Below are 14,568 nucleotides of genomic sequence, written 5' to 3' on the forward strand. Positions count from 1 at the left end.
CGGTGTTTACCTTCGGACGATGGAACGCAAGAGGCGAAGCGCCACGGAAAGCGAGGCCATGTCGTCTCGTTCCAGGCTGTTCACTTCCGCGAACATAGTCTTCGCACGATCAAGGTTAGCCGCGTTTGCTTCTTCCCACGCAGCAACACGCTCTGCCGGGTCCGCAATATCGCCGTGGGCATCCAGGATGTTGGCGGTCAGGTCGATGATCGTGGTGTACAGATCATCGCGCATTGCTGCACGGGCCAACGCCTGCCAACGATCCGAACGAGGAAGGTTGGTGATGCGGTTCAGCAGGCTGTCCACGCGGAACAGGTCGTAGAGCACGTAGTAGGTTTCTGCGACCTTGACCGGAGCGGTTCCGGTGCGGTGGACGTACTCTGCCACATCCAGCAGCGCGTAGGATTCGAACTGGGTCGCCCACATGCTGGCACGACGCTCCGGGATGCCCTGGGCCATGGCTTCTTCCCGCCATTCCTGGAAACGCTGCAGGTCGTTGCCGCGGACCAGGGTTGGCAGTGCCTCGCGCAGTTCGGTCACGGTCGCTTCGTAGCGATTGACCGCTTCGGTGACCAGCAGCTGCTGGTCGACGCGGTTGATGAACCAGCGCGTGGCGCGATCCAGCAGTCGACGCATGTCGTGGTGCTGGCGTCCCCAATGTTCCAGATCGGTTCCGGCCGGCTGTGCATTGATGGCATCGAACTGGCGGTCGAAGCCATAGATCTCACGCAGGGCGCAGAAGACCTTGGCAATCTGGACTTCGCTGGCACTGGTTTCTTCCATGGCCCTGAAGACGTAAGTGATGCCGCCCATGTTCACGATATCGTTGGCAATCACCGTCGCAATGATCTCGCGGCGCAATGGGTGGCTTTCGAGCTGATCCCCGAAACGCTCCACCAGCTTTGTTGGGAAGTAGCGACGCAGCGTCTGGTTGAAGTACGGATCATCGGCCAGATCGGATTCGGCCAGCGCGTTCGCCAGCTGGATCTTCGCGTAGGCGGCAAGCACCGACAGCTCTGGAGTGGTCATCGCGTCGCCAGCGGCACGGCGTTCTTCCAGCTCTTCCGCGTTCGGCAGGAACTCCAAGCCGCGGTTCAAGTCAGCATGGGCTTCCAACCACTGCATCAAGCGCTCATAGGCAGGAGTCCAGGTCAATGCCGCGTGCTTTTCATTCAACAGCAACACGTTCTGCTCGAAGTTGGTCTTCAGCACCAGGTCACCGATGTTATCGGTCATCGACAGCAGGAACTCGGTGCGCTCGGCCTCGGAGAGGTTTCCGGCCTTGATCTGGCGGTCCACGAAAATCTTGATGTTAACTTCGCGGTCGGAGGTGTCGACACCCGCAGAGTTGTCGATCGCATCGGTATTCAGCAGGACGCCCTTGCGTGCTGCCTCGATACGGCCCAGCTGGGTCATGCCCAAGTTGCCGCCTTCGCCAACTACCTTCACGCGCAGATCTGCGCCGTTGACGCGGATGGCGTCGTTCGCACGGTCGCCGACCTGGCCATGGGTTTCGGCCGCCGACTTCACGTAGGTGCCGATACCGCCGTTGTACAGCAGGTCCACTGGCGCAGAGAGGATGGCCTTGAGCAGTTCGTTGGGGCTCAGCTGGGTGATGCCGGCGTCCAGGCCCAAGACCTCGCGGACCTCGGGGCTGACCGGCACGGACTTGAGGCTGCGCGAGTACACGCCGCCGCCGGCCGATAGCAGTTCCTTGTTGTAGTCTGCCCAGCTAGAGCGCGGCAGGTCGTACAGGCGCTGGCGCTCGTCGAAAGCGACCTGGGGATCCGGGTTCGGATCCAGGAAGATGTCGCGGTGGTCAAAGGCGGCCACCAGCTTCACGGTTGGGGTACGGCGCAAGCCGTTGCCAAACACGTCTCCGGACATGTCGCCCACGCCAACGGCGGTGAACTCGTCCTTCTGCGTGTCGATGCCCAGCTCGAAGAAGTGGCGCTTGACCGACTCCCAGGCACCGCGTGCGGTGATGCCCATGCCCTTGTGGTCATAGCCCACCGAGCCGCCCGATGCGAAGGCATCGCCCAGCCAATGTCCCTTGTCGGCCGAGATCGAGTTCGCGATATCGGAGAAGCTCGCAGTGCCCTTGTCGGCAGCAACCACCAAGTAGGAATCATCGCCATCGCGGCGGACCACGTTGGCCGGCGCCTCGATGTGCTCCCCGTTTTCATCGGCCACCAGATTGTCGGTCAGGTCCAGCAGGGTGCGGATGAAGACCTTGTACGCGCCCTTGCCCTCTTCCATCCAAGCGCCTCGGTCGAAGGCTGGACTAGGAAGCTGCTTGGCGTAGAAACCGCCCTTGGCGCCCGTTGGCACGATGACGGAGTTCTTGACCATCTGCGCCTTGACAAGGCCCAGCACTTCAGTGCGGAAGTCTTCTCGGCGATCCGACCAGCGCAGGCCGCCACGGGCCACCGCACCGAAGCGGAAGTGGGTACCTTCCACACGCGGCGAGTAGACCCACAGTTCGTGCTTGGGACGCGGGAACGGCGCGAAGTCGATCTCTTCCGGCGCGAGCTTGAATGCCAACGCCTGGTGAGTGGTGAAGTAGTTGGTGCGCTTGGTCGCTTCGATCACCTTCACGAAACGGCGCAGCAGCGTGTCTGCATCCAGCGTCGGCACTGATTCCAGTGCTTCGGTGATCTTGGCGTGCGTTTCCTCCCGAGCAGCTTCGGATTCCTCGGAGCTCAGCTTCGGGTCGAAGGTCGCTTGGAACAGTTCCACGATGGCGTGGGTCACCGACGGGTTGCCGACCAGGGCGTTGGCAATGAACCCGGTGGAATTCGGAACACCAAGCTGCAGCAGGTAGTGGGCGTAGGCACGAAGCATCGCGACTTCCTCCCACGTAAGCCCTTCGTGCAGGACCAAGGCGTTGAGGCTGTCCGATTCGGCGAGGTTGCTCACCACTGCGCAATAGGCGTCAGCCAACTTGGCTTCCACGGCCTCGAAGTTGATCTCCTCATCGATCTTCAAGCCCATGTCGTAGATGTAGCGTTCGCCGATTCCTTCGGGATTCAGCTCATATGGCCGTTCATCGACGACGTCGAGGCCAAGATGCTGCAGAACTGGCAGTATGCGCGAAAGCAGCAGCGGCTTGGTCACGTAGATCTTCATGCGCTTGGAAACAGCAGAATCCTCGTCCTGCTTCTCGTCATCGTAGAACGAGACCACCGGACCATCGGCGTCCTGCTCGCTCAGCTCGGCGAGCAGATCGATGTCCTTCAGCGCATCTTCGATTTCGAACTGCACTTTGTAGGACGCCGGGAAAGCTTCGGCCCAGGCGTTGGACAGTGTGTTCGCATCGCCCAGTTCCAGGCGCGCACGTGCGGTGTCGACAATAGCATCGGACCAGGATCGCACCGCCTTGGCGATTCGATCTTCCAGTGCCTTGCGGTCGACCACCGGTGCCAGGCCGTGGCGCTGCAAGCGCAGGCGGTAGAACAGGCGAACCAATGCGCCGGCACCCAGCTGCGCTTCGTATTCAACGGATTCTGCGTTGAAGCTGCGCTGCAGCTCCTGCTCCACTCGCAGGCGCACTGCCGTGGAGAATCGGTCGCGCGGCAGGAAGACCATGGCCGTGACGAAGCGGCCGTAATCGTCCTTGCGCAGGAAGACCGAGGTGCGCCGGCGTTCCTGCAGGCGCAGGATTCCGAGGGCAATCTTGGTCAGCTCATCGACGGAGATTTGGAACATCTCGTCACGAGGGTAGCTTTCAAGGATGGTCGTGATGTCCTTGCCCGAGTGCGAATCGGGAGCGAAGCCGGTGCGCTTCAGGACGGCTTCCACCTTTTCGCGCACCAGCGGAACGGTCTTCACGCTGGAGGTGTAAACGCTGGAGGAGAAAAGTCCGATGAAGCGGCGTTCGCCGTTGACCTCGCCGTTGGCATCGAAGCTCTTGACGCCGACATAGTCGAGGTACACGCCACGGTGCACAGTGGAACGGGAATTGGCTTTGGTGACGATCAGCGCGCGCTTGTCACGGGCGGTGATCCGGCCGCGCTTGGTCAGGTGCTGCGGGCCTTGGTCCGCCAGGTCGCGCATCAGGCCCAGGCCGCTGCCCGGGCGGGCTACCAGCACGTCTTCGCCGTTGATGGTTTCCAGCGAATAGTCGCGGTAGCCAAGGAAGGTGAATTTTCCGTCGGCCAGCCAGTTCAGCAGTTCCGCGGCCTGGTGCACCTCGGCAATTTCCTCGGCCTTGGGGGTCTGTGGAAGGCTCTGCGCAATCTCCTTGGCACGATCCAGCATGGCTGGCCAGTCCTTCACGGCGACACGTACATCAGCCAGAACGCTGTAAAGCCGTTCAACGAATTCCTTGGCCTGCGCATCGGTGAGTTCGCGAGCCAGCTCGACTGAAATCCATGACTCGATGCGGGTTTCCGCACCGGCCGAAATCAGCGTACTCAAATCCGAGAGCGCAGCGGTGTCGCCGCTGGCAACGTGCTGCAGGCCCGCGTGGCTGATCTTGGTAATTTCACCGGTCTCAGTTTTTCGTGATACAACGAATGTCGGATGCACGACTAGCTGAATCGGTGACTTCAGCTGCACCAGTGCGGCCGTTACGGAGTCAACAAGGAACGGCATGTCATCGGTGACGATGTGGACCACTGAAATTCCGTTGTTGCGGGTAATGGCGACGTTAGCATTTTCCGCATCACGCTGATACCCGATTTCCAGATGTGCTGCCACGCGAGCTTCGAGTTCGTCTGGCCGATAGGCCGCCACGTCTTCGGTCGCAATTTGGCCGTAGTACTCGCTCACCAGTTTCGAGGTGAGTGTCTCATCCATGAATGATTCTGACATGCTGGATTCCGACGAGTTCAAAAGAACGCCTCCAAGAACAAAGTTCGATTAACCCGCGCCTTTGCGGGTATCTAGTTTTACCCACATTACTCGGTTTTCAACGCTGCGGTTCAAGCTTCGGCGCGAATTCGACGACTATTCCGTTTCTTGGCTGAATCCGTGGATTTTATGCCCGCCAAAGCCCGTATTTCCGTACGCAATAAACACTTTGGGGCGATTTCAAGCAACGGACTTCCACCGAGCACAGACGCGTTGCACACGGCATGGTCCTCGGGCAGGTACCCGGCGACGTCGTGGGTCGGACCGAACCTGTCCCACGCTTCGATCAACCTGCGTTTCGGGTTGCGTCCGGTGCTGCTGGAACCCACCCGATTGAAGACTATTCTCGGCTTCAGTCCGGGCAGCCCTTCGTCAAGTTCGTCGATGGCCCGAAGCGCACGCGGAATTCCCAGGCTGTCGGCGCGCACGATCATGAACAGCTCATCGGAGCACTGCAGCATCTCCACCGTGACAGCGTTGCGCTGTGGTGCTTGAGTATCGAAACTGAGCTGCTCGTCGAGTTCAATATACGGAGCCAAATCCAGTACGACATAGTCGTAGTGGACCTTGAGCAGCATCGCAGCTCGACGCAGCGCCGAGGCACGGACTTCGGGCCACCGGCTGGCACGTGGAATTCCGGTAGCCACGCGCATGGTCGCCTCCCCGACCTGGACCAGGGAACATGCGGCGTCGAGCCGGGCCACATCCGAAGTACCGGCGTCGATGGCGCGGCACAACTGCGCGATTGAAGCCGACTCGTCCATGAGCCCGAATTGAATGGCGATGCTGGCGGCATAGGTGTCGGCGTCAAGAAGCACCACGGTTTTTCCTGCTGCTGCAACTTCCACTGCGTAGTTCAGTGCTACGGTGCTGCGCCCGGGAGACCCTGGGGCGCTCCAGAAGCTGACGATTCGGCCGCTTCGCCCGTTGCCATCGTCCTCCGGCTCGAATCCGCCGAGCGCGGCGTCGGCTCCGGCATGAGTCAGGGACTGAACGGCGGTTCTGATGCGTCCTTCGAGCTCGGCCATGGCTGAAGCGGCCGGCAAATGCAGAACGTCTGGCAAAGGCTGCCAGTTTTCAGGCCGGTCAAAGAGCAGGACCACTGCTGTCTGCTGCAGCAAGAGCGCATCGAGTTGTTCCATGGGTGGCACCAGCTGGGCGTCCGCGATGATCAGCGCGTCAGCCATTCCGGTATCGCAGGCAGCGATGGCTTCAGCGATATCGGCGCAAGCCCGGGTGACCATCAGTTCGCCACGGTAGCCTTCTATTTGCCGGACGATTTTCTCCTGGTCGCCGAGCACCACGACCGAGATGCTCATTGCGCGGTTCCTGCCGGGTTGTAGACGACGATGATTCTCGACTCGTTGGCCAGCGCCTGGAGCAGCGGTTCGAGTTGGTTAGGTTCGACCAGCAGTTCCAGGTTGGTGCCATGGGTTCCCACCAGTCCCCCGCCGCTCTCAACGCGTGCAGCGACTTCGACCATGGACGAAAGCTTTTCCGGGATTCCGTAGGTGTTGCCGCTGCTTTCACGCTTGGCAATCCAGACGTCGACGAAGCTGCCTGGCGTGATCGAAGAAGAGAGGTCTGCCGGGAGTTCGACATTGACCGGCCTGCGCGATCCAAGGTCGCTGTGCGTAATTGAGGTGACAGGTATCAATTGCCCAGCGCTGATAAAGGTATTCGCGCGGGCTTCCTCGCCGAGCTCCGCATTTGTGTGCAGATAGTTTTCAAGCGTTCCGCCAAGCTGGACTTCTTGAGTTTTCATGTTCTCGTTTGTCAGCTTCTCGCCAAGGGTGATATTCGTGCTGGCCACATACACCGTCGAGGTCTGATGCAATTCACCGACCAAGTACACGGTTCCTGCAACCGACGCGACCACGAGCACGGCACCTAGTGCTAAGCGCGGGTCCTTCCAGCTGGGCCGTCGCACACGTGATGCAGTGTTTGTCCGCGCGTCCTGGGCGATCTGTTCTGTGATCAAGGCATTGACCTTCCGCCAGCATTGGTGCTTATGGATGGTGAGCCTACGACAAGTTGGGCCTGCTGGAAAGACCTCTAGCGCACTTGTGGATTACGAGAGGTTGACCGCTTCGACCCAACCGATGGCATCGAGTGGTATCAGCAATTGCGATGAGGCTTGCTTAGCTCTGGCGAATTCATCGCGAGGATGCACCAGAATTACCAGGAAATCCCTGGCTACCTGCGTCAGCGTTCCTTCAGCCAATGAGCCTCCCGCGCGGCTAAAAACGTGGCATCGAGCTCGATCCCGAAGCATCCCACGCAGAACGGTGGAAAACTTCACCGCGCTGCCAGGTGCGCGTTGTCCCGCAGCAGTGACGCGCCCCTGCGGAAGCGAGAAGGATTCTACTGCGGCACTGCGGACGACCCACTGCGCCTGCTCTGTTTCAAGGCAGATATAGTCTGCGGCGCATGGACCGAGCTGTGCGCGAAGCTCCGTTCCCCCGGTCAGCCTGAGGCACAATTCACGTCCATGGAACCGCATCAGTGTGGGCAAAAGTTCTGCAGTCGCCCGTTCGGCCCTGACGTTTTCGGCAATTTCGTCGCGCAACTGCGCTCGGCTCTGTTCAGCTAGCTGAGCCTCCAAGTCATCGAACAGCGAATCCCACCGCATGCGCCAACTGTACGAGACTAAACATTTTTGCGTAACCCTATTCACAAAACTATCTCTAAGTGCAACTATAAATATCAAACATCATCAAATGACATCAAATCTCATTCAAGGAGATGGTTTAGGTGTCTCGCCAGCGACGAAAATTCATGCTGCTGCTCTTCTCGGCAGCATCAATGGTCATTATCTACGTGGGAATCCAGTGGATCACCGGCTACGTCCAATCCGTGGGCGACCAGCGCACCACAGCTGACTACATCAGGCTTCTCGTCAGCTTTTCGTTCCTCACCCTGCTCGCGCTGTACCTGCTGCGGATGGCCTTGGCCCAGCTGATCCGCTGGGCGTTCACCCACAAGAAACTGAAATTGACGCGGTTCTTCCAGCGATTCGCACCCAGACTGAGCAAGAGGATCCTCGGCTCAGTGCTTGGAACCTCAATTGCTTTCTCCTCGGTTGCCGTTGCCTATGCGGGCGAGCCCCTGCCAGCTTCGCTGGCACAGTCCCCGGCGAGCGACAGAGCCAACCACGAGCCGGCCAGCTATCCGGTCCGCCAGCAGACCTCGGTACCCAGCCCGCAGTGGTTCCCCGATGCCATGAGCGTTCCGCTGAGCCCGCTCGTATCCCCAGGCACGAACCATCCTCGCCAACGCGCGGTGCAGCGCAACGAAGTGGTGGTCGCCGAAGGGCAGAACCTGTGGAGCATTGCCGCTGAGCATCTGGGGGCGCAGGCCACCGTGGAAGAGATTTCCGCTTATTGGCCCAAGATCTACCAGCACAACAAAAAGACCATCGGCGCCGACCCTGACCTGCTGCGCATCGGCACGGTGCTTGAACTGCCGCCAGCGAGCTAGCCGCCATCACGACCATCACCCGAACCCACTGAGGAGTCATCATGAGCACCATAGCCATCAGCCCGCGTAGCGCCAACACCAGCTACTACAATCCAGACGCCTACGCTGCCAATTACACCGAGCCGATCCCGGCGCAAACCGTTCCGGAAACCGACCCATGCCAAGCGCCGGCGCACCTGCGTCGAGCCTTGGACAATATCTTCCACCGCTCGGCCGTTTACCGTACCGAGCACCGGGCGATCATAGAAATTTCCCACGCCGTAGCCCGTGCAGTGTTCGAAATCGTGGCCGGTTATCGTACCGTCAATCAGCTGGCATTCGTGATGGAGCCTTCGTGCATCGCCAAGCTCCGGCGACGTGCCCTGCTGGAAACAGCGAGCTACACGCTCGAACCGCTGCCGGGCACAGCGCACGGCCAGATCATCTCCTTGCACCTGGATCGCTGCTTGTCGGGCTCTTGGGAATGCACAGTTATCCTGGGATTTAAATACCGCGTCCGTGCCGTGGCCCTGAAAATTGAGCCTTGGCACGGACGGTGGCAGGTGACGGATATGGAGCTGATCTAGCTGCGCTTCGCCTTCTTGTTCTTGGTCTTCTTCTTGCTCGAAGAAGCCTGGGCGCGGGTGGTGCTGGCTTCACCATCTTCATCCGGTCCGGTGAACTGCAGGTTCTTCGGCTTCGCTGATTCGTCGATCACCGGTGCGGCGGCCGCATCGGCGCCGGTGGGGATCTCCAAATTGAAGAGCGTGCCGATGCTTTCCTCGCGGATGCCTTCCATCATGGTCTGGAACATGGTGTAGCCCTCGCGCTGGTACTCGACCAGAGGGTCGCGCTGGGCCATGGCACGCAGGCCGATGCCTTCCTTGAGATAATCCATCTCGTACAGGTGCTCCTGCCACTTGCGGCCAATGGTGGAGAGCACGACACGGCGTTCCAGGTCACGCATGGTGGAGGAACCTACCAGCTTCTCGCGCTCTTCGTACTGGTACTGGGCATCCGAGAGGATCTCGCGTTCCAGGAACTGCGCGGACAGGTGCCCCACGCCTCCAGCCTCTTCGATGACTTCATCCATGGTGATGCCAATCGGGTACAACTGCTTGAGGTTGGTCCACAGCTGCTTGAGCTCCCACTCGTCCGGGCCGCCAACCTGGGTTGCTTCCAGGACCATGGCCTTGACGACATCCTCGAGGAAATGGCCGACCTTTTCTTCGAGGTCCCCGCCTTCCAGGATGGAACGGCGGTCAGCGTAGATCGCTTCGCGCTGGCGGTTCATCACGTCATCGTACTTCAGCACGTTCTTGCGCTGCTCGGCATTGACGCCTTCCACCTGGGCCTGGGCGGATTCGATGGCACGGGACACCATCTTGGATTCCAGCGCCACATCATCTGGCATGGACGGGTTGTTCATGATGCGTTCGGCCATGCCGGAGTTGAACCTGCGCATCAGGTCATCGGTCATCGACAGGTAGAAGCGCGATTCGCCCGGGTCGCCCTGGCGACCGGAACGGCCGCGAAGCTGGTTGTCGATGCGGCGTGATTCGTGGCGCTCGGTGCCCAGCACATACAGGCCGCCAAGCTCCGCAACTTCCTTCGCCTCCTTGGCAACTGTTTCCTTGGCCTTGGCAAAGACCTCGTCCCAGAGCTTGTTGTACTCCTCCGGGTTGTTCTCGGCATCCAGGCCGCGGCGTTCCATCTCGGCCACGGCAAGGAATTCCGCGTTGCCGCCGAGCATGATGTCGGTACCGCGGCCGGCCATGTTGGTGGAAACGGTGACAGCGTTCTTGCGGCCGGCCATCGCGACGACTGCAGCTTCGCGAGCGTGCTGCTTGGCATTGAGCACCTCGTGGCGGATGCCCTTCTTGGACAGCAGGCGCGAGAGGTATTCGCTCTTCTCGACGCTGGTGGTGCCCACCAGGATCGGCTGCCCGGTAGCATGGCGCTCGGCGATGTCCTCGACCACAGCGTTGAACTTGGAGACTTCATTCTTGTAGATGTAGTCCGACTGGTCAATGCGGATAGCAGGCTTATTGGTAGGAATTTCCACCACGCCGAGCTTGTATGTGCTCATGAATTCAGCGGCCTCGGTCTGCGCCGTGCCGGTCATCCCGGAGATCTTCTCGTACATGCGGAAGTAATTCTGCAAGGTCACGGTGGCCAAGGTCTGGTTCTCGGCCTTGATCTCAACGCTTTCCTTGGCCTCGATTGCCTGGTGCATGCCCTCGGAGTAGCGGCGGCCCTGCAGCGCGCGGCCGGTGTGCTCGTCGACGATCATGACTTCGCCGTTGACCACGACGTAGTCCTTGTCCTTCTTGAACAGTTCCTTGGCCTTGATGGCGTTGTTCAAGAAGCCGATCAGCGGGGTGTTGTTGGCTTCATAGAGATTGTCGATGCCGAGGTAGTCCTCGACCTTTTCGATGCCCGTCTCCAGCACGCCGATGGTGCGCTTCTTCTCGTCGACCTCGTAATCGTCTTCGCGCTTCAGGCGCGAAACGATCTTGGAGAATTCGGTGTACCAGCGGTTCACGTCGCCCGAGGCCTGACCGGAAATGATCAGCGGCGTACGGGCCTCGTCGATGAGGATGGAGTCGACCTCGTCGACGATGACGAAGTGGTGGCCGCGCTGGACCAGCTCGTCCTTACTCCACGCCATGTTGTCGCGCAGGTAGTCGAAGCCGAATTCATTGTTCGTGCCGTAGGTGATATCGGCTTCATACTGCTTGCGGCGCTCGGCAGGCTTCTGGTTCGAAAGGATGCAACCGCAGCTCAAGCCGAGGAAGCGGAAGACGCGGCCCATCAGATCCGACTGGTATTGGGCCAGGAAGTCGTTGGTGGTCACCACGTGCACGCCCTTGCCGGTCAAGGCGTTCAGGTAGGCCGGTGCGGTCGCTACCAGGGTCTTGCCTTCGCCGGTGCGCATTTCCGCAATGTTTCCCATGTGCAGGGCGGCGCCGCCCATGAGCTGGACATCGAAGTGGCGCATGCCAAGGACACGGTCCGAGGCCTCGCGGACCACTGCAAAAGCTTCTGGGAGCAGGTCATCCAACGTCTCGCCGTTAGCCAAACGTTCGCGGAACTTGTCGGTTTCACCCTTGAGCTCTTCGTCCGAAAGTTCGCGAATTTCGACTTCCAACGTATTGATCGTGTCGGCGTACTTACGAAGAGTCTTCAAGGTCTTCTTGTCGCCGGTACGCAAAATACGTTCTAGCAATGATGCCACGTGGTAGCTCCCAATATCTCAAGCACAGTAATTTCTGGCGTCTTCAGTCTACGTGAGGAAAACAGCGCATTTGTCTATTTCTATCCCGTTTGCACTGTTCTTATAGCGAACGGCGATCCGGGCAACAGGCCTTTCACAGCCCGATTTTCACTTCTCCAAGATCCAGCCAGCGCGCTAGTCGATCCAGCTCGGCTCGCAATTCAGGTTCGATGACGGCATCGATGCCCGGTTCGTAGTGCACCTGCTTAGCATGCAGCACCGACTTGGCCCGGTCGGCTTTCAGATCCACTCGACCCACGAATTCTTCGCCGTAGAGCATCGGGAAGACGTAGTAGCCATAGCGGCGCAGCTTTTCCGGCACATAGATTTCGATACGGTACTCGAACCCGAAGAACATTTCCAGCCGGCGGCGGTTGAAAACCATCGAGTCGAAAGGCGAGAGCAAACGCAGGTCGTGATCGACCTTGCGCGGGATCTTGGTCCCGGCCTGCAGGTAGCAGGGCTCGGAGATGCCGGTAACGGCCACTTCTTCGACGTGCCCGTCGTGCGCTTGCCGCGCGAGCTCTTCCTTGGCAGCGCGCATGGGTAGCCGGAAGTATTCTGCGACGCAGTGAGCGGTGGCAATCCCCAGGGCATCCATGGCGCGGGCGACCAAACGGGCGAGGGCTTCCTGCCGGTGCGGCGTATCAACTTCTCCTTGCTCGCCAACGACATCCGCCGCCAGTGCGTAACGGCGTTCGAACTGGGAGTTGCGTCCCAGCGAGAGGATCTTGGCCTGGGCGAAAAGCGATTCGGTGACGAACTTGGTGTCATTCCAGTTCCATCCCCAATGCGATTTTTCCTGGACCGGGGCGACATCCAGCGCGCGGCTGATTTGCCGTGCGCTGGAGCCGGGATTGTCGGACAAATAGTCAAGGACGCGATCCGAGAGCTCCAGCTGTTCTGCGGAGAACCCGTCCGATCGGTCTACCCAGGTACGGCGCTGCCATACGCGCAGGTCTTGAATCAGCTCGGAACTGACCACCGAAGCCTCATGGGCCCAATATTCGGTGATCGGGCTGCGCGGCTTGGCCAACAGCTGATCCAGGATGCCGGTGTCATAAGAGCCGAGCCGGGCGAACATCGGCATGTAGTGGGCCCGGCGAACCACGTTCACCGAGTCAATCTGCAATTGCGCAATGCCACTAATGGCAGCGGCGATTTTCCGTGCGGTGACAGCTTGTTCTTTCCTGCCTTTGGACAGGCCTTGGGCGGCCAACGCGACTCTCCGTGCCTGTGAGAGGCTGAGGTTGCGTTGGCCGCCCATGCTAGTTGCAGTTGCGATGACTAGCCTTCGGCGGCCAGTGCTTTATCACGATAGCCACGAGTTTCCTTGGTGGCTTCTTCGTTGGCGTTCAGCGATGGGTCCAGGGTGATGACACCGTACTGGTACTGGGTACGGCCATAGACCACAGCGTGCTCACCGGTGGCCTCGTCGATGAACAAGTAGAACGGGTGGCCGACCAATTCCATGCGATCCACAGCGTCATCCACGCTCATCACTTCAGCCGGGAAGGACTTGCGGCGGATGACCACTGGCGAGTACTCGGCGTTGGCCTCTGCTTCGGCAGCTTCCGCGGCCTTCTGGGCTTCAATGGTTTCTTCAACCAGCGTCTTGCCGCTGGATGCAGTTGGCAGGCTGCCGGTTGCCTGGTGGACAGCTACAGGAGTGTGGTTGCCACGGTGGACCTTGCGCTTGTCACGGGCCTTGCGCAGGCGTTCAAGCAGTTTGGCGAACGCGATGTCGAAAGCCGCGAACTTGTCTGCTCCACGAGCCTCGGCTCGAATTGCTGGACCACGGCCAACAACGGTCAACTCAACGGACAGTGCAGTGCTCTGATCACGAGCATGTGCTTCTTTGAGGACCTTAACGTCGATGCGCTGCACTTTCGTGGCCAGCTGGTCGACCTTGGTGATTTTCTCATCAACATACTCACGGAAACGATCCGAAATGGTGATGTTTCGTCCGCTGTAGTTCAGCTCCATGGTGTCCTCCAATAGAGAGTCGGGTGACACAACAGTCCGAAAGATCCATCCTTCCGGACTGAAGATGGGCTTTTCGCTGCATCTGTGATGCAACCCATACTTCACCTTATGCCACCGTGGCCAAGATTCAAGTATCCAAGCCCACAAATTCCGATCGCGTTTAGCGTAATCACTGTTCAGGGCCGGTATTGGGCGGTTTCGTCAATGCCAGAACGACGGCGCAGGTGACGTCATATCCTGCCTCATGGCAGGCCATGGCCGCGTGCCGCAAGGTAGAACCGGTGGTGAGCACGTCGTCGACCAGGATAACCGGCTGGCCTATGGTGCTGGCACGCTCGGCAACGAAGTGGGTTTGGCCGCCGCGCCGGTCTGAGCCGCTCTTGGTTTTCTGCGCACCTCCCAGCGCGGAACCCAGACGGTAGTGAAGCAGAGAACGGCACTGGAGAGCTGCCGAGAGCAGCCCCCGAGCTTGTCCGTGCTCCAGCATGGTCATCACCGGCGAGTATCCTCGCTGCGCCGTGGCTTTGAGGGAACTGGGCACCGGCACCACCAGAGTAGGAAGGTTCTGACGTTGCGGGATGCACCCCGCGTTCAGCGCGGCAGCCAGATACGGGGCGAAGACGGCGCCCAGGAAGTAGCGCTGCTTGTTCTTGTAGGCCAGTAATCCGCGAGCCAGCGCCTTGCCGTAGGTGCCGCAAGACGTCACTGGGAGCTGCAGCCCGAGCGCCGGAAGCTCGACGTAGAGATGCTGGTTGTCGGGCAATGGCGGCAGGCTCAGCTGGCGTTGGATCTCGCTGCGGCATTCGGGGCAAAGCCGAAAATCTGCTCGGCCGCAGACCGCGCAACTGGCGGGCAGCAGGAAGTTGGCAAGTTCCCTGGTGCCGAATCCCAGCCAGCGCAGGGATCGGCTGCAGCACAGCTCATCAAGGAAGCGCAAATACTCCTGGGGAATCTCCATGCGGCCAGAATGGCGGATGATCCGACTGGGCCGG

At 60.0% G+C, this 14,568-nt stretch carries 10 protein-coding genes; 2 read left to right on the forward strand and 8 right to left on the reverse strand.

All coding sequences use genetic code 11. The annotated features are described in order from the left end of the window. Positions 1-6: 6 nt before the first annotated feature. The 4 genes from ATK23_RS07375 to ATK23_RS07390 form a co-directional block, all read right to left on the reverse strand. A complete protein-coding gene (locus tag ATK23_RS07375; protein WP_083515722.1) occupies positions 7-4,800 on the reverse strand; it encodes an NAD-glutamate dehydrogenase in 4,794 nt (1,597 codons plus the stop codon). A 125-nt stretch (positions 4,801-4,925) separates the two neighbouring features. Then, the gene (locus ATK23_RS07380) at positions 4,926-6,173 is read right to left on the reverse strand and encodes a CpaE/TadZ family protein (RefSeq protein WP_066144246.1); all 1,248 of its coding nucleotides are present in this window, start codon (positions 6,171-6,173) and stop codon (positions 4,926-4,928) included. Then, on the reverse strand, positions 6,170-6,835 hold the full coding sequence (locus tag ATK23_RS07385) for a CpaB family protein (RefSeq protein ID WP_157801640.1): 666 nt from the start codon (positions 6,833-6,835) through the stop codon (positions 6,170-6,172). Before ATK23_RS07385 ends, ATK23_RS07380 begins: the two co-directional genes overlap by 4 nt. 90 nt (positions 6,836-6,925) lie before the next feature. After that, positions 6,926-7,486, reverse strand: a complete 561-nt coding sequence (locus ATK23_RS07390; RefSeq protein WP_066144242.1) for a hypothetical protein — start codon at positions 7,484-7,486, stop codon at positions 6,926-6,928. 122 nt (positions 7,487-7,608) lie between these two features. On the opposite strand from ATK23_RS07390, the gene ATK23_RS07395 reads away from it, so the two are divergent. After that, on the forward strand, positions 7,609-8,334 hold the full coding sequence (locus ATK23_RS07395; RefSeq protein ID WP_157066429.1) for a LysM peptidoglycan-binding domain-containing protein: 726 nt from the start codon (positions 7,609-7,611) through the stop codon (positions 8,332-8,334). A gap of 41 nt (positions 8,335-8,375) precedes the next feature. Then, positions 8,376-8,900 carry an Rv3235 family protein gene (locus ATK23_RS07400; protein WP_066144236.1) on the forward strand — a complete coding sequence of 175 codons (525 nt, stop codon included), beginning with the start codon at positions 8,376-8,378 and terminating at the stop codon, positions 8,898-8,900. On the opposite strand, the gene secA is transcribed toward ATK23_RS07400, so the two are convergent. The 4 genes from secA to ATK23_RS07420 all read right to left on the reverse strand — a co-directional run bounded on the left by secA (position 8,897) and on the right by ATK23_RS07420 (position 14,534). Further along, positions 8,897-11,551: a preprotein translocase subunit SecA gene (secA, locus tag ATK23_RS07405; protein ID WP_066144234.1), complete on the reverse strand. Its 2,655-nt coding sequence runs from the start codon at positions 11,549-11,551 to the stop codon at positions 8,897-8,899. The two genes, ATK23_RS07400 and secA, sit on opposite strands and share 4 nt — an antisense overlap. A gap of 133 nt (positions 11,552-11,684) precedes the next feature. Beyond that, positions 11,685-12,857 (reverse strand): winged helix-turn-helix domain-containing protein, encoded by a 1,173-nt coding sequence (locus tag ATK23_RS07410; protein WP_083515713.1) that lies wholly within the window; start codon positions 12,855-12,857, stop codon positions 11,685-11,687. Positions 12,858-12,877: 20 nt separating this feature from the next. Continuing rightward, positions 12,878-13,576: a ribosome hibernation-promoting factor, HPF/YfiA family gene (gene hpf / locus ATK23_RS07415; RefSeq protein WP_038990704.1), complete on the reverse strand. Its 699-nt coding sequence runs from the start codon at positions 13,574-13,576 to the stop codon at positions 12,878-12,880. A gap of 169 nt (positions 13,577-13,745) precedes the next feature. Further along, the gene (locus ATK23_RS07420) at positions 13,746-14,534 is read right to left on the reverse strand and encodes a ComF family protein (protein ID WP_083515712.1); all 789 of its coding nucleotides are present in this window, start codon (positions 14,532-14,534) and stop codon (positions 13,746-13,748) included. Positions 14,535-14,568: the final 34 nt, after the last annotated feature.

Origin of the sequence: Glutamicibacter nicotianae (assembly GCF_002797775.1) — a bacterium.
GTDB lineage: Bacteria > Actinomycetota > Actinomycetes > Actinomycetales > Micrococcaceae > Glutamicibacter > Glutamicibacter nicotianae.